The sequence below is a fragment of the Noviherbaspirillum cavernae genome, assembly GCF_003590875.1.
Classification (GTDB): Bacteria; Pseudomonadota; Gammaproteobacteria; order Burkholderiales; family Burkholderiaceae_D; genus Noviherbaspirillum; species Noviherbaspirillum cavernae.
On record NZ_QYUN01000002.1, the window covers coordinates 447,946 to 470,317 of the forward strand.

A 22,372-nucleotide genomic window follows, 5' to 3' on the forward strand; every position below is an offset into this window, starting at 1 on the left:
AAGGTCGCACGGACAGGACAAACGAGGATAACGTGAGCAATCTGGTTCAAAAATTCCAGGAATACAGTAACTGGCGTAGCGGCGTGGTCGCTGCGCTCGAACGCTATCGTGCGTGGGTGGGCGTCTCGGACCTGTCGGATGCGGCCAGCGATCAGCGCTTCCTCCATGCAAAGACACGGCTGGCGGATGACAAGCTGTCGATTGCGTTTGTCGCCGAGTTCTCGCGCGGCAAGTCTGAATTGATCAATGCGATATTTTTCGCCGATTACGGTCAGCGGATTCTGCCATCGTCGGCCGGCCGCACGACCATGTGCCCGACCGAATTGCTGTACGACGAAACCTTTCCGCCGTCGATACGCTTGCTGCCGATCGAGACGCGTGCCCAGTCGCACTCCACGAGCGACCTGAAGGAGCAGAGCCAGGTCTGGACCGTGCTGCCGCTCGATATTTCGTCCGCCGAAGGCATGCTGGAGGCGTTCAAGCAGGTCAGCCTGACCAAGCGCGTGCCGCTGGAAGAAGCGAAAAACTATGGCTTGTACGACGAGAGCGACCAGGATGCCGCGCTGGCGGTGGATGGAAACGGCATGGTCGAAATTTCGCAATGGCGGCATGCGATCGTCAATTTTCCGCACCCCTTGTTGAAGGAGGGGCTGGTCATCATCGATACGCCGGGATTGAATGCGATCGGCACCGAGCCGGAGCTGACGCTGAACCTGATTCCCAATGCGCATGCGGTGCTGTTCATTCTCGCGGCGGATACAGGTGTGACGAAGAGCGATATCGATGTCTGGCGCAACCACATCGGCACCGGCGCGGGGCGCATGGTGGTGTTGAACAAGATCGACAGCATGTGGGACGAATTGCGCAGCGTTGCCGAAGTGGAGCAGCAAATCAAGGGGCAGATGGCGAACGTGGCGCATACGCTGGGTCTCGACGAGCGCCAGATCTTCCCGGTGTCGGCGCAAAAAGGGCTGGTAGGCAAAGTCAATCGCGATGCGGCGCTGCTGGCGAAGAGCCGCCTGCCGGAGCTGGAGAGTGCGCTGTCCAATGAACTCATCCCGGGCAAGCAGGACATCATTCGCACCCAGCTCGAAGCGGAGATCAATGAATTGACCGCATCGAGGAAGGCGTTGCTGGCATCGCGCACGCGCAACGTCATCGAGCAGCTGGTCGAGTTGAAGAGCCTGCGCGGCAAGAACCAGAACATCATTGCGCACATGATGCAGCGCATTGACATGGAAAAGAAGGAATTCGACGGCAGTCTCCTCAAACTGCAAGGCACGCGCTCGGTATTCGCGCGGCTGTCCACCGAAGTGTTCACCAGCCTCGGCATGGATATCCTGAAGGAAGACATCCGGCAGACGCGCGACGCGATGGACAAGAGCAAGTTCTCGGCGGGCTTGCGGCAGGCGGTGAAACGCTTCTTCGAGCAGGCGCATGGCAATGTCAATTCGTCAGAACAGAAAATCGACGAAATCGCCGAGATGATGACGGTGATGTATCGCAAGTTTTCGACCGAGCACGGTCTGGCGCTTTCGACGCCGATGCCGTTTTCTCTCGACAAGTACCGTAAGGAAATCAAGCTGATCGAGGGCGTCTATCACAAGCAGTTCGGTGCTGCCGCAATCCTGACGACGCCGCAGGTTGTGCTGATGCAGAAGTTTTTCGATTCGATTGCCTCGCGCGTCAAGCAGAGTTTCCTGCAAGCCAATCGCGATGTCGAGGCATGGCTGAAGGTCGTGATGGCGCCGCTCGAAGCGCAGATCTGGGAGCATAAATCGCAGCTGAAGAAGCGCAGGCAGTCGATCGAGCGCATTCATGTCGCGACCGACAGCCTGGAAGAAAAGCTGCAACTGCTCGAGCAGATGCATACCGAGCTCGAAGGACAGAAGAAGACGCTGCATCTCCTGGAAAGCGAACTGAAAAGCGCGATCGCGGCGGAACTCGCCGCACTCAAAGCGGCAGCCTAAATGAAAAGAGCAGTACCCGGCAGGAGGGAGTCCGCCGCCGAAAACACGGCAGGACATTTCGCCGATCCGACGTTCTCCGACGCGGTCATTCATTGGCAGAAGCAGCATGGGCGGCACGCGCTGCCCTGGCAAAACACGCGCGATGCGTACCGCATCTGGCTGTCGGAAATCATGCTGCAGCAGACGCAGGTGGCTGCCGTCATTCCCTACTATCAGCGTTTCCTGGTCCGCTTTCCCGACGTGACGACGCTGGCCGATGCGCCTGCCGAAGACGTGATGGCGCACTGGAGCGGGCTTGGCTACTATTCGCGCGCGCGCAACCTGCATCAATGCGCGCAACGCGTCGTTGCGCAGCATGGCGGCACATTTCCCAGCGATCCAGATGTGCTGGCGGACTTGCCGGGCATCGGCCGCTCGACTGCGGCGGCGATATCGGCATTCGCATACGGAACACGCGCGGCCATCCTGGACGGCAATGTCAAGCGCGTGTTCGCTCGCGTGTTCGGCATCGATGGCTATCCGGGGTCAAAGCCGATCGAGGACAGGCTGTGGGAACGCGCCGTGGCCTTGCTGCCCGACCGCGATGTCGAAGCCTATACGCAGGGCTTGATGGATCTCGGCGCGACGCTTTGCTCGCGTGGCCGTCCGGCATGCGGCAGCTGCCCGCTGGCAAATCGTTGCGCGGCGCTGGCGACCGATCGCGTGGCCGAGCTGCCGATGCGCAAGCCGAAAAAGGCGGTACCGCACAAGCAGACCGCAATGCTGGTCGTCACCGATGGCGACCGGGTGCTGCTCGAACAGCGGCCCGACAGCGGCATCTGGGGCGGGCTGTTGTCGCTGCCCGAGGCCGAGCAGCTGGTTCTGCCGGAACCGGTGCCGCAGCACAGACTCGACGAGGCGCTTGCGCATGCCGTCGCGCCGTTTGGCGTCGTTGCATCATGCGAACCCTTGCAGCCGTTTTCGCACGTGTTCACGCATTTCAAGCTGCATGTGTCGCCCTACAGGATCAGACTGGCGCACCGCCTTGAGTTGGCCGGGCAAATGCGTCACGTCTGGTACCGCGCCGACAGGCTGCTCGACGCGCCGCTGCCCGCGCCGGTCAAGAAGCTCCTGCTTGCGGTATTTGACGCGCCCGACCTGTTGCGCTGAGAGCTTGCCGTTCGCCTTGCGCGTTACTGCAAGTCGATCCATTCCACCCGATTCCGTCCGAGCTGCTTGGCGCGATACAGGGCGCTATCGGCGCGCGCAATGAGATCGGCAATCTTCTCGCCTTCCCGATACTGCGCAACGCCGATCGAGAGAGAAATGTGTTTCTGCGCAAGGACTTTCTGGAAATCGAGGAAGTGCGCATAGACGCGCAGTCGCTCCGCGTGTATCACCGCCCCCTTCAGATCGGTGTGCGACAGGATCTGCAGGAACTCGTCGCCGCCGTAGCGCCCGAAAGTGTCGCTGTCGCGAATGCATTCGCGCGCGAGATGCGCGAAGTCACACAGGATCCTGTCGCCCGAGAGATGGCCGTTGCTGTCGTTGATCTGCTTGAAGTGGTCGATGTCGATCAGGCAGATGGAGAACGGCACGTCCTTCTCGTCGGCCTGCACTCGGGCCTGTTCCAGTTCCGCCTGCAGCCGTCGGCGGTTGTACAGTCCGGTCAGTTCGTCGCGGATCGATTTTTCTTCATAGTGTTCGAGCTGATAACGCGTGGCTTTCAGCAGCTGGCGCAGATTCTGGATCTGTTTTCCCAGCAGGATCATGGCGGGCAAGGTGAGGGCAAGCACGCACCACTGCATCAGATCGGCGCGAAAGCTCAGGAAATACCCGTCGTTGTGGCCCCGCATCAGGATCATCGCCAGATACATCCCGAGGCATCCGGCCGACAGCAGAATGAGCGACGGCGTCGAGAGGCGGAAGATGCCGAATGAAAATGCAATCAGCATGAACGGCACCAGCGCAATCTGGGTCGCGCGCTCCAGATATGCCACCGTCAGCATGATCAGCAACGCGGCGAGCAATTGCGGCAGCATCAGGCTGGATTCGGGAACGCGCGTATTCAGGCCGAGCCGGAACAGGCCATAGAACACGATGACGAGGCACAGCACTGCCGCTGCAGCACCGATGAAGCTCGTGCCGCTGATGAAACCCTGATGATAGAAAATGAACAGACTGAACGCATACAGCAAGGAAATCAGGCCGACCGGAGAGATCTGCTGAACGCGCGCCGGCGGCGGAATTTTGCGGCGATCAAGGTTGCCTGACCGCACGGGTTCGTGTGCTTCGTCCAGTAACATACGAAAATCAACGCTCGTCAAAATGGTGGGAATTCGCAATGAGCTGTGCGATGCAGCCCGAGTCGATAGGCGATCCAGATCGTATTTATCGTATGAATACCGTTGGTCTATCTTGCGCGGTAACAAATAAGAGATGAAAAATGCCTTTCGGCAAGCTGCCTTTGCGTCCGTGCAGGGCGAAGGCGGACTGCCGGTGCGTTGGATTCGGGCCGATCGGGAGTTGATGTTGATGATTTGACATCTATCCGGCGCGGCCGGACGCAGCATTCGCAGTCAGACGATTCGGTGCTGCTGCAAATATTGGTGGACGATTGATAGTCGGCTTTGCGCGTCGCGCAATTCCAGCAGCTTCTGACGTGCCTTGAGCGGGATGGGAAGGATTTCGCACCAGCGATTCGCAATCCACGCGGTGCTGTCCAGTTGCAGCGGACGCGCGAAGGGGCTGACGAATGCATTGCCCTCTGCCGCGACGCCGGTGGCTTCGACATCGTCGATGATCGCCTTCAGCGCGCCGGCGCAAACAAGATGGATGTCGCTGACCGGGCTGTCCGTGTCCGGTGCGATCATGTCGACCTGCGCCTCCAGCCGCTGGTCGGACAGGACGCGGGTTTCGCGTATGCGGAAACGTTCGCCGCCCTCGGTGCGCAGCAGCATCACACCCAGCGTCGGTATCTCGACTTGCGCAATGCATGCGAGACAGCCGACTGCTTCCGGTTCCGCGGCGATGCCGACTTCCTGGCCCGACTTGATCAGGACGACGCCGAAGGGCGCGTCGCGTTTCATGCAGTCGCGCACCATGTCGATGTAGCGCGTCTCGAATACCTTCAGCGGCAACACCCCGCCCGGGAACAGGACCGTCTTCAGCGGGAAGAGCGGCAGCCAGCCGTCAGCTTGCGGCATACTCGGGCGCGAGTTCGCGATGGCGCACCAGCACGCGCTCGGACGCGCGGAAGTGTCTTGCCATCTGTTCGACCATGTACACGGAACGGTGCTGCCCGCCGGTGCAGCCGATGGCGACGGTCAGATAGCTGCGGTTGTCGCTCTTGAACGACGGCAGCCATTTCTCGACGAAGCCGCGCATGTCGTTCAGCAGCTCGCCGGCCTGTGCCTGCGCATCGAGAAACGCGATCACCGGCGCATCCTTGCCGTTCAGCGGTCGCAACGTGAGGTCGTAATAGGGGTTGGGCAGGATGCGCACGTCGAACACGAGGTCGGCATCGAGCGGCACGCCGAACTTGAACGCAAACGATTCGAACAGCAGCGTGAGCGGAGTGCGCTCGGTATCGGCCAGCTCCTTGATCCAGCTGCGCAGCTTGTTGGCGGACAGGCCGGAGGTGTCGATCACGTGCCCGATGCCCTCGATAGCCGACAGCATCTCGCGTTCCTTGAGGATGCATTCGGTCAGCGTCGGCGAATCGTCGTCGATCTGGTCCGGGCGGATCCGGTGCGACAGGGGATGGCTGCGGCGGGTTTCGGAAAAGCGCGTGATCAGCGATTCGGTCTTGGCGGTCAGGAAAATCACCTTGACGTCGTGACCGTCGCGCTTGAGTTGCTCGATGTCGGCGGGCAGGCCCGCCAGCGAATCTGCGCTGCGGGAGTCCATGGCCACGGCCAGCGTCTGGCCGCCTTCTTCCATGCGGGTCGCGACCAGTTGCCGCAACAGCTTGGGCGGCAGGTTGTCGACGCAGAAATAGCCGGCGTCTTCGAGAACGTTCAGTCCGACCGATTTGCCGGAGCCGGAAATGCCGGTGATGAGGATAATGCGCATAGCGAACGATGATACCGCAATCGCAACATCGGGGCTGTCGCGGTGAATGCCGGGTTATTCGTTGCCCATGGCCTTTTGCTGGCGCTCCATGAATTCCTTGAGCGTATCGATGCCGCGCAGTTGCAGGATCGTGTTGCGCACGGCGGCTTCCAGCAGCACGGCGAGGTTGCGGCCGGCTTCGACCGGGATGATGACCTTGCGGATTTGCAGGCCAAGTACTTCTTCCGTCTGTGAGTGCAATGGCAGGCGTTCGTAGTTTTCCTCGAGCGTCTTGCGCCGTACCAGGTGCACGATCAGCTTCAGGCGCATCTTGCGCCGTACTGCCGTCTCGCCGAAGATGGTCTTGATGTCCAGCAGGCCCAGGCCGCGCACTTCCAGCAGGTTCTGCAGCAGCGGTGGGCAACGGCCTTCGATCATGTTCGGCGCGATGCGCGCAAACTCCACCGCGTCATCAGCCACCAGTCCGTGGTTGCGCGAGATCAGTTCCAGCCCCAGTTCGCTCTTGCCCAGTCCCGACTCGCCGGTGATCAGCACGCCGACGCCAAGCACGTCCATGAACACGCCGTGCATCGTGATGCGCTGCGCCAGTTCCTTGGACAGATAGACGCGCAGGTAGTCGATGACCTGTGCGGCGGGCAGCGGCGTGGAGAACAGCGGAATGTTCTTCTCGTCGCAGAACGCCAGCATGTATGGCGGCGTTTCGAGGCCTTGCGCGATGATGAAGGCAGGCGGCTCGCCGGCGATCAGTTCCTCGGTCTGGATCTTGCGCGACGCGGGCGACAGCTTGTTGTAGTAGATGATTTCCTGATGGCCGAAGACCTGGATGCGCCCCGGGTGGATCAGGTTCAGGTGGCCCACCTGGTCGGCAGCCGAGGTGGCATCGCCCGAGATGCGGCGCTCTCCGCCGGGGAACCCCGCAAACCATCCCAGCTGCAATGCTTCGCGGGTATCGTCGTACAGTTGCTGGATCGTCAGGAGCGAGGAAACGGGCATGGCGTCATCAGGATTTATGCATGCACACTGGGCTGCCATGCCGTGATGCGCGCATGGACCGATGCGGGATCGGGGTCGGTTGCAAGCAGGGTGCGAAACGCTTCATCCGAAAACATCTCCGCGACTTCCGACAGGATTTCAAGATGCTGTTGCGTGACCTGGTCGGGGATCAGCAGAAAGATCAGCAGGCTGACCGGCTGGGCGTCGGGCGACTCGAACGGGATCGGATCCTTCAAGCGCACGAAGGCGGCGAGCGGTGCCTTCAATCCCTTGATGCGGCCATGCGGTACTGCGACCCCATGACCGAGTCCGGTGGAACCCAGACGCTCGCGCGCGAACAAGTTATCCGATACGACGGAACGCGCGATGCCGCAGTTGTTTTCAAAGATCAATCCCGCCTGCTCGAATGCGCGTTTCTTGCTCGAGACCTCGAGATCGAGAACGACATTCTCGCGCAGCAGGATTTTAGCGAGGTTAGTCATGTTGCAAAGGGTATGGTGCGCCGCACAAAATGTGGTGTCGAGACGAATTATAGGCCTCTTTCCGCGTTGTGCAATGACCGGCCATGTGATGGATGTCAGGAAAGGCTAGTGATGAATATCAAGATAATGGACAAGACGACTGCCAAGGAGCTTGCTGCCGTGTTGGGTCATCCATTACATCCATTAAATGGACGTTGAGGGCCGGTTTTTCAATATCTCCGTTCAGTCGCGTGTCCGCGGCGATCGTGTTTCCGTAGTGCAATTAATCGCGAGCCGGCTGCATGTTTCCTATTGACGCGCATTGCGCAGATTCGATGGCCGCTGTCCGGTGGTGAAGTTGCTGCGCCACGGATTGATGTCCAGCCCGCCGCGTCGCGTATACCGTGCATACACCGAGAGCTTTTCCGGCCGGCACTGACGCAGAATGTCGATGAAAATCCGTTCCACGCACTGCTCGTGAAACTCATTGTGGTTGCGGAATCCGATCAGGTATTTCAACAAGCCTTCCTGGTCGATCTGCGCGCCGACATAGCGGATTTGCACCGTTCCCCAATCCGGCTGGCCCGTCACCAGGCAATTCGACTTCAACAGATGCGATACCAGCGTTTCCTCGACGACCGCTTCTTCGTGGTTGGCGCCGAGCAGCGATGCATTCGGCACGTATTCTTCCACTTCGATATCGAGCCGGTCGAGCAGCAAGCCTTCCAGTTCGCCCATCTGCAGCGACGAAAACGCGTCAGGCGTGGTCAGCTTGACGTGCACGGATGCGCCGAAACCGGCGGACAAGTCCGCGCGCAGCAGTTCGGTCAGCGCTTCGGGGCCAGCCAGTCGGGTTTGATTGAAGGAATTCAGATAGAGCTTGAAGGATTTCGATTCGATGATGCAGGGCGAATCGGCCGGCACGGTAATGCTGGCAATTGCGACCTGCGGCTTGCCGCGCAGGTTCAGCCACGACACTTCGTAGGCGTTCCAGATGTCAATGCCGAAGAAGGGCAGCGTGCCGCTGATGCCGATTTCATCGCGCTTGGGCTGGCGCGCGATCGGAAACAGCAGCGACGGCTCGTATTCGGATTGATAAGTTGTCGGTTTGCCGAGCGGTGATGCGTCCGGCGTGTCGGATGTAGTCATGCTGATATGGTTGAGATGTTGCAACCTTGACGCGGCCGGTTTTGAACCCGGTGCGCGCCACGGTTTGACAGCTTGTTCAGCCGGAGGTTTGTGTTCAGACTCCGGCTTGAATGGATTGAGGCCTGTTTCGAACGGCGCGCGATTACAGGAACAGCTTGTAGGCCGGATTCTCGCTCTCGTCCCAGTAACGGTGGCCCAGCGTGGCAAGGAAGGCGCGGAAGGACTTCATTTCCTTTTTCGGCACTTGCAAGCCGACCAGGATGCGGCCGACGTCGCCACCCTGATTGCGGTAATGGAACAGGCTGATATTCCAGTTCGGTGCCATGCTGTCAAGGAAGCGCATCAGTGCGCCAGGGCGCTCCGGGAATTCGAAGCGATACAGCAGCTCATCGTGCGCCAGCGGACTCTTGCCGCCGACGAGGTGGCGGATGTGCAGCTTGGCCAGTTCGTCGTGCGTCAGGTCGAGCGTCTTGAAACCGTGCTTCTCGAAATTCTTCGTGATCTTGCCGGACTCTTCGCGGCTGGTGATCTGGACGCCGACAAAGACGTGGGCGACTTTTTCGTCGCTGATGCGGTAGATGAATTCGGTCACGTTGCGCGGCCCGACCAGTTCGCAGAAACGCTTGAAGCTGCCGCGCTCCTCCGGGATCGTGACCGCGAACACTGCTTCGCGCGCTTCGCCCACTTCGGCGCGATCGGCGACGAAGCCGAGGCGATCGAAATTCATGTTGGCGCCGCTGGCGATCGTGACCAGGGTTTCGTTGCGGAGGGGTTTCTTCGCCAGCGCTGCGCGCTCGACATAGGCTTTTGCACCTGCGATCGCCAGCGCGCCGGACGGCTCGAGGATGCTGCGCGTATCCTGGAACACGTCCTTCAGCGCCGCGCATACCTCGTCGGTGTCGACCACCACGACTTCGTCCACGTACAGTTTCGCGAGGCGGAAGGTTTCCTCGCCCACCAGCTTGACCGCGGTGCCGTCGGCGAACAGGCCGACATCGTTCAGCGTCACGCGCCGGCCGGCCTTGAGGCTGCGCGCCATCGCGTCGGAATCGACGGTTTGCACGCCGATGACCTTGATGTCCGGTCGTACCGCCTTGACGTAGGCGCCCACGCCCGCGATCAGGCCGCCGCCGCCGATGGGAACGAAGATCGCGTGGATCGGGCCGGGATGCTGCCGAAGGATTTCCATGCCGACCGTGCCTGCGCCGGCAATGACGTAGGGATCGTCGAACGGGTGGACGAAGGTCAGCTTCTGTTTCTTTTCCAGCGTCAGCGCATGGTTGTAGGCGTCGGTATAGGAATCGCCGAACAGCACAACCTCGCCGCCGCGTGCCTTCACCGCATTGACCTTGACCTGCGGGGTCGTGGTCGGCATCACGATCACTGCGCGACAGCCCATTTTGGCTGCCGCCAGCGCCACACCCTGCGCATGGTTGCCGGCGGACGCGCAGATGACGCCGCGCTTGAGTTCGGTAGGCGACAGGTGCGCCATCTTGTTGTACGATCCGCGCAGCTTGTAGCTGAACACGCTCTGAACGTCTTCACGCTTGAAGTAAATCCTGTTGTCCATGCGCTGCGACAGCGTGGGTGCGAGTTCGAGCGGGGATTCAACGGCGACGTCGTAGACGCGGGCGGTCAGGATTTTCTGGAGGTAGTCGGTACTCATGAATTCGATGTTTTGAGCCTGTCGCAAGGCGGGCGAGGAAGCCGCTCATTATAATGGACGCCCCATTGATGTTTCTTCGTTGTCTTGTTTTCAAGTGCGTCGCGGCTTCAGCGCGCTAAATTCTCCGTCCCGCTCATGATCGAATCCGCAATCAGTTGGCTGCTGGGTGTGCTGGCAGTGCCGCAGGTCGGCCTGACATCAGTATTCCTGATCAGCCTCGTATCGGCCACCTTGCTGCCGCTCGGCTCCGAGCCGGCGGTGTTCGCGGTGGTCAAGGTCAACGGCGCATTGTTCTGGCCGGTGATCGGCGTGGCGACGGTAGGCAATACGCTGGGCGGCATGATCAACTACTGGATGGGCTACTGCGCCAAGCGGACGTTTGCGCGGGAGCGCGAAACCCGCTGGTTCGGCTGGCTGCAGCGATTCGGCGCCAGGACCATGCTGCTGGCCTGGCTGCCGGCGATCGGCGATCCGCTCTGCGCCCTGGCCGGCTGGCTCAAATTGCCATTCTGGGCATGCGTGGTCTACATGGCGATCGGCAAATTCCTGCGCTATGTGACCATGACCGCGATCCTGCTGCACGTGCCGGACGGCTTCTGGCACGAAATCGCCGTCTGGATGTCGCTGGGCGTCGATTTGCCGTGATGGTCGCCGGTGGCGAAGGACTGGCAACACGGATTTTCAAAAAGGCAACATCGCTGTTCCATGCCTGTCCGTGCCGGATCGGGTTGTGTTGCAAGGCCACCGGTTTTGGCCTCATCGGAAACAAGGCTGTTCCCGCTTGGTGCATCGCAATACGCTAAAATGCTCCTTTAGGGTCAGTCCGACTACTTCTGATGAACGCCCCCGCACAAATCCAAGCTCTTCTTTCCGACGCGCCCGCCGGTGCGCTCCCTGCGCGTTTGCGTGAAATCCCGTACAACTACACCTCCTTTTCCGACCGCGAAATCGTGATTCGCCTGCTGGGCGAAGAGGCATGGCGCCTGCTCGACGAACTGCGCAGCGCGCGCCAGACCGGTCGTTCCGCGCGCATGCTGTACGAAGTGCTGGGCGACATCTGGGTCGTGCGCCGCAATCCCTACCTGCAAGACGACATGCTCGACAACCCCAGGCGTCGCCAGGAGTTGATTGACGCGCTCAACCATCGTCTCGGTGAAGTTGAAAAGCGCCGCGTCAGCACCGATCAGGCCGAAGGGGATGGCCCGCAGGCGAAGCAACGCAGCGCCACGGTCGAAATCATGCTCAAGGCCGCGCGCAAGGCGGTGGCCGATTTCGGCGAGGAGTTCCGCCGCACGTACGATTTGCGCAAGCGCGCGAACAAGGTGCTGGGCCGCTACACCGCGAAAGACAACATCAAATTCGACGGCCTGTCGCGCGTGTCGCACGTCACCGACGCCACCGACTGGCGCGTCGAGTATCCGTTCGTCGTGTTGACGCCGGACGGTGAGGAAGAAATGGCCGGCCTGGTCAAGGCCTGCATCGAACTCGGCCTGACCATCATCCCGCGCGGAGGCGGCACTGGTTACACCGGCGGCGCGATCCCGCTGACGCCGCTGTCGGCCGTCATCAATACCGAAAAGCTGGAGCAGCTCGGCGCGGTCGAAATGACGATGCTGCCGGGCGTCGATCGTCCCTATGCGACGATTTTCTCCGGCGCGGGCGTGGTCACCAAGCGCGTGTCCGATGCGGCCGAAAAAGCCGGTTTCGTATTCGCGGTCGATCCGACCTCGGCGGAGGCATCCTGCATCGGCGGCAACGTCGCGATGAACGCGGGCGGCAAGAAGGCCGTGCTGTGGGGTACCGCGCTCGACAACCTCGCCAGTTGGCGCATGGTCGATCCGAACGGCGACTGGCTCGAAGTCACGCGGCTCGAACACAATCTCGGCAAGATCCACGACGTGCCGGTGGCGAAATTCAGGCTCGAATGGACGCATCCGGCCGAGAAGGGCAAGAGCAACGCGCCGTTCAAGACCGAGATTCTCGAAATCAAAGGCCGCACTTTCCGCAAGGAGGGGCTTGGCAAGGACGTTACCGACAAGTTCCTCGCCGGCCTGCCCGGCATCCAGAAGGAAGGCTGCGACGGCCTGATCACATCGGCGCGCTGGATTCTGCACAAGATGCCGAAGTCCACACGCACGGTTTGTCTCGAATTCTTCGGCCAGGCGCGAGACGCGATCCCATCCATCGTCGAGATCAAGGATTACCTCGACAGCGAAACGAAAAAGGGTGGCGCGATCCTGGCCGGTCTCGAACACCTCGATGAACGCTACCTGCGCGCGGTCGGCTACGCGACCAAGTCCAAGCGCGGCGTGTTGCCGAAGATGGCCTTGTTCGGAGATATCGTCGGCGACGACGAGGATGCGGTGGCGCGTGCGGCGTCCGAAGTGATCCGCATCGCCAATACGCGCGTCGGCGAAGGCTTCGTTGCGGTCAGCCCGGAAGCGCGCAAGAAATTCTGGCTGGACCGCGCCCGCACGGCGGCGATCGCCAAGCACACCAACGCGTTCAAGATCAACGAAGACGTCGTGATCCCGCTGAACCGCATGGGCGAATACACCGACGGCATCGAACGCATCAACATCGAGCTGTCGATCAAGAACAAGCTGCAACTGGTCGACGAATTGCGCAGCTTCTTCGCCGCCGGCAATCTGCCGCTCGGCAAGAGCGATGACGCGGAAGGCGAGGACATCCCCGCTGCCGAACTGCTGGAAGACCGCGTCAGTCAGGCGGAACTGCTGCTGAGCGCCACGCATGCGCGCTGGTCCTATCTGCTGACGCAACTCGACAAGCCGCTGCGCGAGGCGAAGGATGACTTGATCGCCTTCGGTCTCGACAGGCCGGCCGGAACCTTCGCGGATCGACTGGCGAAGCAGCCGGATGCCACGGTATTCCATGTGGTGCAGGATCGCACCGTGCGCGTGTCATGGAAGGCGGAAGTACGCGCGCTGTTGCGACAGATTTTCAATGGTGCAGCATTCAAGCTGATCCTCGACGAATGCAGCGCGCTTCACAAGCGCGTGCTGCGCGGCCGCGTCTTCGTCGCGCTGCACATGCATGCCGGCGACGGCAACGTGCACACCAATCTTCCGGTCAACTCCGACCATTACGAGATGCTGCAGGATGCGCATGCCGCGGTGGCGCGCATCATGACGCTGGCGCGCTCGCTCAACGGCGTGATCTCGGGCGAGCACGGCATCGGCATCACCAAGCTGGAATTCCTGACCGAAGACGAAATCGGCGATTTCCGCGAGTACAAGAAACGCGTCGATCCGCAAGGCCGCTTCAACAAGGGCAAGCTGCTGAACGATCCCGACATGCCGTCCGATTTGCGCAATGCCTACACGCCGTCGTTCGGCCTGATGGAGCACGAATCGCTGATCATGCGGCAGAGTGATATCGGCGCGATCGCCAACAGCGTCAAGGACTGCCTGCGCTGCGGCAAGTGCAAACCGGTGTGCGCGACCCACGTGCCGCGCGCGAATCTGCTTTATTCGCCGCGCAACAAGATTCTGGCGACCTCGCTGCTGGTCGAAGCCTTCCTGTACGAGGAGCAGACCCGGCGCGGCGTGTCGATCAAGCACTGGGAAGAGTTCGAGGACGTCGCGGATCACTGCACGGTCTGCCACAAGTGCGTCACGCCTTGCCCGGTCGATATCGACTTCGGCGACGTGTCGATGAATATGCGCAACCTGCTGCGCAAGATGGACAAGAAGTCCTTCAACCCCGGCACCGCGACCGCGATGTTCTTCCTGAACGCGACCGATCCTGCGACCATCAATGCGACGCGTGCGGCGATGACCGGCTTCGGCTTCAAGGCGCAGCGCCTCGCGAACGACGTATTGAAGAAGTTCGCGAAGAAGCAGACCAAGGCGCCGCCGGCCACGCACGGCAAGCCACCGATCAAGGAACAGGTGATCCACTTCATCAACAAGAAGATGCCGGGCAACCTGCCGAAGAAAACCGCGCGTGCCTTGCTCGACATCGAAGACGACAAGATCGTGCCGATCATCCGGGATCCGAAGAAGACCACCGCCGACAGCGAAGCGGTGTTCTACTTCCCCGGTTGCGGTTCGGAGCGGCTGTTCTCGCAGGTCGGTCTGGCGACGCAGGCGATGCTGTGGAATGTCGGCGTGCAAACCGTGCTGCCGCCGGGCTATCTGTGCTGCGGCTATCCGCAGCGCGGCGCGGGCCAGTATGACAAGGCCGAGAAGATGATGACGGACAACCGCGTGCTGTTCCATCGCGTCGCCAACACGCTGAACTACCTCGACATCAAGACCGTCGTGGTGTCCTGCGGCACCTGCTATGACCAGTTGCAGAGCTATGAATTCGAGAAGATATTCCCGGGTTGCCGCATCATCGACATCCACGAATATCTGCTGGAAAAAGGCGTGAAGCTGGAAGGCGTGACCGGTACCCGCTACATGTACCACGACCCTTGCCACAGCCCGATGAAGCAGCAGGATCCGATGAAGACGGTGAATGCGCTGATCACCACCAGCGATGGCCAGAAGGTCGAGAAGAACGAGCGCTGTTGCGGTGAATCCGGCACCTTCGGCGTCAGTCGTCCCGACATCTCCACGCAGGTGCGCTTCCGCAAGGAAGAGGAAATGAAGAAGGGGGCCGACAAGCTGCGCACCGACGGTTTTTCCGGCGACGTCAAGATTCTGACGTCCTGCCCCTCGTGCTTCCAGGGCTTGTCGCGCTACAACGAGGATTCCGGCACGACCGCCGATTACATCGTGGTCGAAATGGCGCGTCATCTGCTGGGCGAAGACTGGCTGCCGGACTATGTGGCGCAGGCCAACAATGGCGGCATCGAGCGCATCCTGGTATAGGGAAATATGGCGAAAACCTCCTGCGAACTCTGTGCCCAATTGGGCGGTGAGGTCGTCTACCGGAACGACCAGTATCGCGTCGTGCTGGTGGACGACGCGCACTATCCCGGCTTTTGCCGCGTGATCTGGAACGGGCATGCGCAGGAAATGACCGACCTGCCGGCTGCGGACCGCACGGTGCTGATGGATGCGGTCTGGCAGGTCGAGGATGCGGTGCGAGAGATCATGCATCCCGACAAGATCAACGTGGCAAGTCTGGGCAATATGGTGCCGCATGTGCACTGGCATGTGATTCCGCGTTTCACCAGCGACGCGCATTTTCCGAACCCGATATGGGGGGAAGTCAGGCGCACGCCCGATTCGGCCGACCTGTCGCGGCGACGCGCCTTGCTTCCGCGCTTGCGCGCCGCGATCGTCGAGCGGCTGGATCAGTCTGCTCAATCCGTTTTCTAACCTGTCCCGGATGTCATCATGGCTGACTTGAAGAATGCAATACCGAACCCGACTGCGCTGACCCTGCGCACCCAGTCGCGCGTGCTGGAAATATCCTTCGACGACGGTTCCGACTTTTCCCTGCCGTTCGAGCTGCTGCGCGTGTATTCACCCTCGGCGGAAGTGCGCGGTCATGGCGCCGGGCAGGAAGTCTTGCAAACAGGCAAACGCGATGTGCTGGTCACGGCGCTGGAGCCAGTGGGCAACTATGCGGTGCAACCCCATTTCTCCGACAGCCACAACACCGGCATTTATTCTTGGGACTACTTGTATTGGCTCGGTGCGAACCAGGCACAGCTGTGGGAAGACTATCTGCAGCACCTGGAGGCTGCCGGTTACACGCGGGAAACCGGACGCGATATTCCCATGTCCACTACGCAGTCTGGCGGTCACGGCTGCGGACACCATCATTGAAGATTCGAACTTCCCGCGCTACCGAGGTGCGGATCGAAGCGCGCCGCCTATACTGAAGCCATGGGAACCATGGCAATAGGGCCATAGTCGGATTTGTATAATGTGCGACTCATTTCAACAAGGCCGCAAACATGACCAACACAACCCATTTCGGCTATCAGACCGTCGCTGAAGACGACAAGGTCCACAAGGTCGCCGAAGTATTTCATTCCGTTGCCGCGAAGTACGACGTGATGAACGACTTGATGTCGGGCGGACTGCATCGCATCTGGAAGACATTCACGATCGCGCAGGCCGGCGTGCGGGCCGGGTTCAAGGTACTCGACATCGCCGGCGGCACGGGTGATCTGGCAAAGGCGTTCGCCAAACAGGCAGGGCCGAGCGGCGAAGTGTGGCTGACCGATATCAACGAGTCAATGCTGCGTGTCGGGCGCGACCGGCTGTTGAACAAGGGACTGGCGACCCCCACCTTATTATGTGATGCCGAGAAGCTGCCGTTCCCGAATAATTACTTCGACCGCGTGACGGTTGCCTTCGGCCTGCGCAACATGACGCACAAGGATGCGGCGCTGGCGGAAATGCGCCGTGTGCTGAAGCCGGGCGGCAAGCTGCTGGTGCTGGAGTTTTCGAAGGTCTGGGATCCGCTGAAAAAGCCGTATGATGTGTATTCCTTCTCTGTGCTGCCGTGGCTGGGCAAGCGCATCGCCAATGATGCCGACAGTTATCGTTACCTGGCGGAATCGATCCGCATGCACCCGGATCAAGAAACGCTCAAGAGCATGATGCAGGAGGCCGGACTGGAGCGAGTCGAGTATTTCAACCTGACGGCGGGTGTGGCCGCGCTGCACACCGGGATCAAGTTTTAGGAGGCTATATGAAGAGATTATTTGTTGCGATGCTGGTGGCCGTCTCGGCCTTGTCGCTTGTCGTGACCGAAGCTGAAGCCAAGCGCATGGGCGGCGGCGGTTCGCTCGGCAAGCAGTCGCAGAACTACAGCCGTCAGGCACCGGCGCAATCGCCGAACCAGCAGCTGTCGAACCAGAACCAGGCCAAACCGGCGGCTCCTGCGGCTGCGCCGCAATCCGTTCCACCGAAGCCGGCCAGCCCGTGGAAGAACATCCTCGGCGGCGCCTTGCTGGGTCTGGGACTGGGCGCGCTGTTGTCGCACCTCGGTCTGGGCGGCGCGCTTGCCAACGTGATCGGTGCGGTATTGATGATCGCCTTATTCGCGCTGGCGGCGATGTTCATCGTGCGCCTGCTCCGCCGCAACAGCGGTAGCGCCGGCAACGCTGACGTGCAACCCGCCTACCCGGGCGGCTACGACGCAAGCCGCACGCCGGATATCGGTTCCCGTCTTGAGGCATCCGCGCAACCGGCGGCATTGCAGGCAGCGAGCCCGGTGTCGGGCGCAGCAGCCGTTGCGCCGGGCAACGTGCCCGCCGATTTCGACGTGCCGGCCTTCCTGCGCAATGCCAAGACCTACTTCATCCGCTTGCAGGCGGCGTGGGACAAGGCCGATGTCAATGACATCCGCGAATTCACCAGCACCGAGATGTTCGCCGAACTGAAGCTGCAATTGCAGGAGCGCGGCGCATCGCCCAACCATACCGATGTCGTCTCGCTGGATGCCGAACTGCTCGGCGTGGAAACCGTGGGTGAGGAATACATGGCCAGCGTCAGGTTCTCCGGCATGATCAAGGAGGCCGAGAATGCGCCGACCGAGCCGTTCACCGAAATCTGGAACCTGACCAAGCCGCTTTCGGGTCAGGGCGGCTGGCTGCTGGCAGGCATTCAGCAATTGTCGCCAGCCTGATGAAATAAGCTTCGGCAAGCTGTTAAACTTGAGGCCGCCCGTGAACCGATTCACGGGCGGTTTTGTTTTTGCGCGGCCCTTCTTGTCCGCATTTCTTGTCACAGTTGAAATGAGTCCCCTGATTCCTTCCCCGCATTTGATCATGCTGCCCGCCGCGATCAATCACTTGCTGGCCCACGAGCCGTGGGCACGCGAAAAGCTGGCCGCGCACGCCGGCAAGGTCGCCTGTGTGGACGCCGGCATGATGGCGTTCAGGCTCAAGGCGACCGCCGACGGCATGGTGCAGGCAGCGGATAAAGATGACGCGACGGCGGTGACTATTCGTGTCCGGCTGGCGGATCTGCCGCTGATCGCGCAGAACCGCGAGCGCGCATTTTCGTACGTCAAGATCGAGGGAGATGCCGACTTCGCCAACACGATTTCGCAGTTGAGCCAGTCGCTGCGCTGGGAGGCGGAAGAAGATCTCGGCAAGCTGATCGGCGACGTCGCCGCCACGCGGCTGGTTGCCGGTGCGCGCACGGCGATCGACACCGCCAGATCGACGCAGCAGAAGCTGGCGGAAAACCTGGCCGAATACTTCCTCGAAGAGAAGCCGATGCTGGTGCGGCCGCAAGCCGTGAGCGATCTTGGCGGCGATGTCGCGCGGCTGCGCGACGATGTCGAACGCCTCGCCAAGCGCATCGAGAAACTGGAAGGACGTCGCTAAATGCTATTCAAGGTACTGCGGCTGTTCAAGATCACGCGGGTGGCGGTTCGTTACGGCCTCGACAATATCGCCATCTCCGGATTGGCCCAGCCGCGTCTCGCGCGGCTGCTCGATACGCTGATTTTCTGGCGCGACATCTCGGCGCCGCGCGGAGTCCGTCTGCGCCAGGCGCTGGAAGACCTCGGTCCGATTTTCGTCAAGTTCGGACAGGTGCTGTCGACCCGGCGCGATCTGCTGCCAGCGGATATCGCGGACGAACTGGCGCGCCTGCAGGACCGCGTGCCGCCATTCGACCCCGACCTTGCGATCGCGCAAATCACCAGGTCGTTGCGCGCGCATCCGGATGAGTTGTTCGCGAGCTTCGAGCGCGATCCGGTGGCATCCGCCTCGATCGCGCAAGTCCATTTCGCCACGCTCAAGGACGGACGGGATGTCGCGGTCAAGGTGCTGCGTCCCGGCATGAAGCGCACCATCGAGGAAGACCTTTCGCTGATGCAGATCGCCGCCGAATGGGTGGAGCGGCTGTGGGCCGATGGCAGGCGCCTGAAGCCGCGCCAGGTGGTGGCCGAATTCGACAAGTACCTGCACGACGAACTCGATCTGATGCGTGAAGCGGCCAACGGCAGCCAGCTGCGGCGCAACTTCAACGGCTCGGACCTGCTGGCGATCCCGGAGATGCACTGGGATTACTGCTCGACCGCGGTGATCGTGATGGAGCGCATGCGCGGCATTCCGATTTCGCAGACAGAGCGCCTGATCGAAGCGGGCGTCGACTTGAAGAAACTGTCACGCCATGGCGTCGAGATTTTCTTCACGCAGGTTTTCCGCGACGGCTTCTTCCATGCCGACATGCACCCCGGCAATATCCAGGTATCGGTCGAGCCGGAGACCTTCGGCCGCTATATCGCGCTCGACTTCGGCATCGTCGGCACGCTGACCGATTTCGACAAGGATTACCTGTCGCAGAATTTCCTCGCCTTCTTCCGGCGCGACTACAAGCGCGTGGCCGAAGCGCATATCGAGTCCGGCTGGGCGCCGAAGGACACGCGGGTCGATGAACTGGAGTCGGCGGTGCGCGCCTGCTGCGAACCGATCTTCGACCGGCCGCTGAAGGACATCTCGTTCGGCCAGGTGCTGCTGCGCCTGTTCCAGACCTCGCGCCGCTTCAATGTCGAGGTGCAGCCGCAACTGGTGCTGCTGCAAAAGACGCTGCTCAATATCGAAGGCCTGGGACGCCAGCTCGATCCCGACCTCGATCTGTGGAAAACCGCGAAGCCCTACCTGGAACGCTGGATGAACGAGCAGGTCGGCTGGCGTGGCCTGATCCAGCGCTTCAAGGAAGAAGCACCGCGCTACAATCATCTGATCCCGGAGTTGCCGCGCTTGGCGCATGAGGCCCTGCAGGCGCATATTGCGCAGCCGGAAAGGCAGAATGCCGAACTGCTCAGGCAGTTGATCGTCGAGCAAAGGCGCACCAACTTGCTGTTGAGCATTCTCTTGTATTTCGGCGGCGGCCTGATCGGCGGTGTGCTGATCATGCAATTGCTCGAGCGCTGGCTGCACTAGACTGGACGCGTATTAGGGCAGAAAGCGATGCCGACTTTTGAAACCCGAGACCCTTCCGCTTCGGCGTTCTGGACCGAACGCTTCGCGCACCAGTTCACGCCCTGGGATCGCGGCGGCGTGCCGGCGGCGCTGCGGCGCTTCGTCGCGCAATCATCACGACCCCTTGTCACTCTGATTCCCGGTTGCGGTACCGGCTATGAAGTCGCCTGTCTGTCCGAGGCGGGTTGGGATGTGATTGCCATCGATTTTTCGCCGGCTGCCGTGCAGGCTGCACGCGCGGTGCTCGGCGGTTTGGCCGAACGGGTGGTGATGGCGGACTTCTTCGAGTTCGAGCCGCCACGGCCGCTCGACTGCATCTACGAGCGCGCCTTCCTGTGCGCTCTGCCGCGTGACAAATGGCCGCTGGTGGTACGGCGCTGGTCGGAGCTGCTGTCGCCCGGCGGTTTGCTGGCGGCCTTTTTCTACTTTGACAATTCGCCGAAGGGCCCGCCGTTCGGTGCCGATGCCGGCGAACTGGCGATGCTGCTCGCGCCGCATTTCGAGATGATCGACGACCAGCCGGTCGAGGATTCCGTTCCGGTGTTCGAGGGTAGGGAGCGCTGGCAGGTGTGGCGCAGGATCTAGTCTGGATTGCGCTTCCGACATCATTGAAAGCGAGAGGAGTGCCGCTATAATGCGCAATCTTTTCACCGTGACCGTCGATCATTTTTCGCGCTAGGACGATCCCATGAACGCTCTTCTCTGGTTTGTTGTTCTCTACTGGATCATCTCGGTCGGGATCGGACTGTATGCCGCCCGGTACGTGAAGAATTCCAAGGATTTCGCGGTGGCCGGACGCTCGCTGCCGATGTATGTCGTCACCGCCACGGTGTTCGCAACCTGGTTCGGCTCCGAAACGGTGCTCGGCATTTCCTCCACCTTCGTCAAGGAAGGATTGAGAGGTGTCATATCCGATCCGTTCGGTTCGTCGCTGTGCCTCATCCTGGTCGGTCTGTTTTTCGCGCGGCCCTTGTACCGCATGAATCTTTTGACCATCGGCGACTTCTACCGCAACAAATTCGGCCGCACCGTTGAAGTCCTGATCACCATCTGCATCGTCATCTCCTATCTCGGCTGGGTCGCGGCGCAGATCAAGGCGCTTGGTCTGGTGTTCAACGTCGTGTCCGGCGGCTACATCTCAATGAACGGCGGCATGATCATCGGTGCAGCCAGCGTGCTGGTCTACACGCTGATGGGCGGCATGTGGTCGGTCGCGATCACCGACTTCCTGCAGATGATCATCATCGTGATCGGCATGCTGTACATCGGCTGGGAGGTTTCCGACATGGCCGGTGGTGCCGGCGCGGTCATCGCGCATGCGGCCGCGGCCGGCAAGCTGGAACTCTGGCCGGAACCGACCGGCAGAGAACTCCTGTGGTTCATCGCCGCATGGATCACGATGATGCTCGGGTCGATTCCGCAGCAGGACGTGTTCCAGCGCGTCGCGTCCTCCAAGAATGAAAAGATCGCCGGCAACGCATCGGTGCTGGGCGGCGTGCTGTACTTCTGTTTCGCCTTCATCCCGATGTTCCTTGCCTATTCGGCCACGCTGATCGATCCGAAAATGGTTGCCGAGCTGATCGACAAGGATTCGCAACTGATCCTGCCGACGCTGATCATGACCAAGGTGCCGGTGTTTGCGCAGGTGATGTTCTTCGGCGCGCTGCTGTCGGCGATCAAGAGCTGCGCCAGCGCGACGCTGCTCGCGCCATCGGTGACCTTCACGGAAAACATCCTGAAAGGCATGCTGCCGAAGCAAACCGACAAGCAATTCCTGTTCTCGATGCGCGTCGTCGTCGTGATCTTTACGGCAATCGTCACGACGTTTGCGATGAATACGGAGTCGAGCATTTTCAAGATGGTCGAGAACGCCTACAAGATCACGCTGGTTGCCGCTTTCGTGCCGCTGGCTTTCGGCTTGTACTGGAAGCGCGCGACACGGCAGGGCGCACTGGCGGCGATTTTTCTTGGCCTGACCACCTGGCTGTCTCTTGAACTTGCCGCGCCGGAAGGGCTGTGGCCGCCGCAGCTGGCCGGTGTGCTGATGAGTCTGGGCGGGATGATCGTCGGCTCGCTGATGCCGCAAGTCGTTGACCGTCCGGTCGTGGCGCAGCGCTGACAAAATTGCAAGCCGGCTCGCTTGCCGGAATCGACTCCGGTCCGCTGCGATCGCTTTGGCAAGACATTGCTGCAAGCAATGCGCGCCATCAAT

General features: G+C 61.0%; 19 protein-coding genes. 12 read left to right on the plus strand and 7 right to left on the minus strand.

What is annotated here, in order from left to right; translation table 11 throughout:
- Positions 1–32: 32 nt before the first annotated feature.
- Positions 33–1,970 (plus strand): dynamin family protein, encoded by a 1,938-nt coding sequence (locus D3870_RS02235; RefSeq protein WP_199710486.1) that lies wholly within the window; start codon positions 33–35, stop codon positions 1,968–1,970.
- The gene (gene mutY / locus D3870_RS02240) at positions 1,971–3,119 is read left to right on the plus strand and encodes an A/G-specific adenine glycosylase (protein WP_119736307.1); all 1,149 of its coding nucleotides are present in this window, start codon (positions 1,971–1,973) and stop codon (positions 3,117–3,119) included.
- Positions 3,120–3,142: 23 nt separating this feature from the next.
- Here the strand turns inward: mutY and D3870_RS02245 are convergent, their stop codons facing one another.
- The 7 genes from D3870_RS02245 to ilvA all read right to left on the minus strand — a co-directional run bounded on the left by D3870_RS02245 (position 3,143) and on the right by ilvA (position 10,292).
- Positions 3,143–4,255 (minus strand): GGDEF domain-containing protein, encoded by a 1,113-nt coding sequence (locus D3870_RS02245; RefSeq protein ID WP_119736309.1) that lies wholly within the window; start codon positions 4,253–4,255, stop codon positions 3,143–3,145.
- A gap of 273 nt (positions 4,256–4,528) precedes the next feature.
- Complete coding sequence (locus D3870_RS02250) at positions 4,529–5,155, minus strand: LON peptidase substrate-binding domain-containing protein (protein ID WP_119736311.1); 627 nt, start codon at positions 5,153–5,155, stop codon at positions 4,529–4,531.
- Positions 5,142–6,023, minus strand: a complete 882-nt coding sequence (gene rapZ / locus D3870_RS02255; RefSeq protein WP_119736313.1) for an RNase adapter RapZ — start codon at positions 6,021–6,023, stop codon at positions 5,142–5,144. Before rapZ ends, D3870_RS02250 begins: the two co-directional genes overlap by 14 nt.
- A 54-nt stretch (positions 6,024–6,077) precedes the next feature.
- On the minus strand, positions 6,078–7,016 hold the full coding sequence (hprK, locus tag D3870_RS02260) for an HPr(Ser) kinase/phosphatase (RefSeq protein WP_119736315.1): 939 nt from the start codon (positions 7,014–7,016) through the stop codon (positions 6,078–6,080).
- A 14-nt stretch (positions 7,017–7,030) separates the two neighbouring features.
- Positions 7,031–7,498, minus strand: a complete 468-nt coding sequence (locus tag D3870_RS02265; protein WP_119736317.1) for a PTS sugar transporter subunit IIA — start codon at positions 7,496–7,498, stop codon at positions 7,031–7,033.
- Positions 7,499–7,786: 288 nt separating this feature from the next.
- A complete protein-coding gene (queF, locus tag D3870_RS02270) occupies positions 7,787–8,626 on the minus strand; it encodes an NADPH-dependent 7-cyano-7-deazaguanine reductase QueF (protein WP_119736318.1) in 840 nt (279 codons plus the stop codon).
- 142 nt (positions 8,627–8,768) lie between these two features.
- Entirely contained in the window at positions 8,769–10,292 is a 1,524-nt protein-coding gene (gene ilvA, locus D3870_RS02275; RefSeq protein ID WP_119736320.1) for a threonine ammonia-lyase, biosynthetic, read from the minus strand.
- Between the two features lie 135 nt (positions 10,293–10,427).
- On the opposite strand from ilvA, the gene D3870_RS02280 reads away from it, so the two are divergent.
- From D3870_RS02280 to D3870_RS02325, 10 genes are all read left to right on the plus strand, one after another.
- Positions 10,428–10,937, plus strand: a complete 510-nt coding sequence (locus tag D3870_RS02280; protein WP_119736322.1) for a YqaA family protein — start codon at positions 10,428–10,430, stop codon at positions 10,935–10,937.
- 191 nt (positions 10,938–11,128) lie between these two features.
- Positions 11,129–15,130 (plus strand): DUF3683 domain-containing protein, encoded by a 4,002-nt coding sequence (locus tag D3870_RS02285; protein ID WP_119736324.1) that lies wholly within the window; start codon positions 11,129–11,131, stop codon positions 15,128–15,130.
- A 6-nt stretch (positions 15,131–15,136) separates the two neighbouring features.
- Positions 15,137–15,583 carry an HIT family protein gene (locus D3870_RS02290; protein ID WP_119736325.1) on the plus strand — a complete coding sequence of 149 codons (447 nt, stop codon included), beginning with the start codon at positions 15,137–15,139 and terminating at the stop codon, positions 15,581–15,583.
- Between the two features lie 18 nt (positions 15,584–15,601).
- Positions 15,602–16,036 carry a gamma-butyrobetaine hydroxylase family protein gene (locus D3870_RS02295; RefSeq protein ID WP_119736327.1) on the plus strand — a complete coding sequence of 145 codons (435 nt, stop codon included), beginning with the start codon at positions 15,602–15,604 and terminating at the stop codon, positions 16,034–16,036.
- A gap of 131 nt (positions 16,037–16,167) precedes the next feature.
- A complete protein-coding gene (ubiE, locus tag D3870_RS02300; RefSeq protein ID WP_119736329.1) occupies positions 16,168–16,902 on the plus strand; it encodes a bifunctional demethylmenaquinone methyltransferase/2-methoxy-6-polyprenyl-1,4-benzoquinol methylase UbiE in 735 nt (244 codons plus the stop codon).
- Positions 16,903–16,910: 8 nt separating this feature from the next.
- On the plus strand, positions 16,911–17,849 hold the full coding sequence (locus tag D3870_RS02305) for a Tim44 domain-containing protein (protein ID WP_119736331.1): 939 nt from the start codon (positions 16,911–16,913) through the stop codon (positions 17,847–17,849).
- 109 nt (positions 17,850–17,958) lie between these two features.
- On the plus strand, positions 17,959–18,555 hold the full coding sequence (locus D3870_RS02310; protein WP_242489835.1) for a ubiquinone biosynthesis accessory factor UbiJ: 597 nt from the start codon (positions 17,959–17,961) through the stop codon (positions 18,553–18,555).
- Positions 18,556–20,121 (plus strand): ubiquinone biosynthesis regulatory protein kinase UbiB, encoded by a 1,566-nt coding sequence (gene ubiB / locus D3870_RS02315; protein ID WP_119736332.1) that lies wholly within the window; start codon positions 18,556–18,558, stop codon positions 20,119–20,121.
- Positions 20,122–20,148: 27 nt separating this feature from the next.
- Entirely contained in the window at positions 20,149–20,745 is a 597-nt protein-coding gene (locus tag D3870_RS02320; RefSeq protein WP_119736334.1) for a methyltransferase domain-containing protein, read from the plus strand.
- 103 nt (positions 20,746–20,848) lie between these two features.
- Positions 20,849–22,279 carry a high affinity choline transporter 1 gene (locus tag D3870_RS02325; protein WP_119736336.1) on the plus strand — a complete coding sequence of 477 codons (1,431 nt, stop codon included), beginning with the start codon at positions 20,849–20,851 and terminating at the stop codon, positions 22,277–22,279.
- Positions 22,280–22,372: the final 93 nt, after the last annotated feature.

Coding starts and splice junctions, on each gene's coding strand:
- mutY (WP_119736307.1), top strand. CDS start 1,971: ATGAAAAGAGCAGTACCCGGCAGGAGGGAGTCCGCCGCCGAAAACACG.
- D3870_RS02245 (WP_119736309.1), bottom strand. CDS start 4,255: ATGTTACTGGACGAAGCACACGAACCCGTGCGGTCAGGCAACCTTGAT.
- D3870_RS02250 (WP_119736311.1), bottom strand. CDS start 5,155: ATGCCGCAAGCTGACGGCTGGCTGCCGCTCTTCCCGCTGAAGACGGTC.
- rapZ (WP_119736313.1), bottom strand. CDS start 6,023: ATGCGCATTATCCTCATCACCGGCATTTCCGGCTCCGGCAAATCGGTC.
- hprK (WP_119736315.1), bottom strand. CDS start 7,016: ATGCCCGTTTCCTCGCTCCTGACGATCCAGCAACTGTACGACGATACC.
- D3870_RS02265 (WP_119736317.1), bottom strand. CDS start 7,498: ATGACTAACCTCGCTAAAATCCTGCTGCGCGAGAATGTCGTTCTCGAT.
- queF (WP_119736318.1), bottom strand. CDS start 8,626: ATGACTACATCCGACACGCCGGACGCATCACCGCTCGGCAAACCGACA.
- ilvA (WP_119736320.1), bottom strand. CDS start 10,292: ATGAGTACCGACTACCTCCAGAAAATCCTGACCGCCCGCGTCTACGAC.
- D3870_RS02280 (WP_119736322.1), top strand. CDS start 10,428: ATGATCGAATCCGCAATCAGTTGGCTGCTGGGTGTGCTGGCAGTGCCG.
- D3870_RS02285 (WP_119736324.1), top strand. CDS start 11,129: ATGAACGCCCCCGCACAAATCCAAGCTCTTCTTTCCGACGCGCCCGCC.
- D3870_RS02290 (WP_119736325.1), top strand. CDS start 15,137: ATGGCGAAAACCTCCTGCGAACTCTGTGCCCAATTGGGCGGTGAGGTC.
- D3870_RS02295 (WP_119736327.1), top strand. CDS start 15,602: ATGGCTGACTTGAAGAATGCAATACCGAACCCGACTGCGCTGACCCTG.
- ubiE (WP_119736329.1), top strand. CDS start 16,168: ATGACCAACACAACCCATTTCGGCTATCAGACCGTCGCTGAAGACGAC.
- D3870_RS02305 (WP_119736331.1), top strand. CDS start 16,911: ATGAAGAGATTATTTGTTGCGATGCTGGTGGCCGTCTCGGCCTTGTCG.
- D3870_RS02310 (WP_242489835.1), top strand. CDS start 17,959: ATGAGTCCCCTGATTCCTTCCCCGCATTTGATCATGCTGCCCGCCGCG.
- ubiB (WP_119736332.1), top strand. CDS start 18,556: ATGCTATTCAAGGTACTGCGGCTGTTCAAGATCACGCGGGTGGCGGTT.
- D3870_RS02320 (WP_119736334.1), top strand. CDS start 20,149: ATGCCGACTTTTGAAACCCGAGACCCTTCCGCTTCGGCGTTCTGGACC.
- D3870_RS02325 (WP_119736336.1), top strand. CDS start 20,849: ATGAACGCTCTTCTCTGGTTTGTTGTTCTCTACTGGATCATCTCGGTC.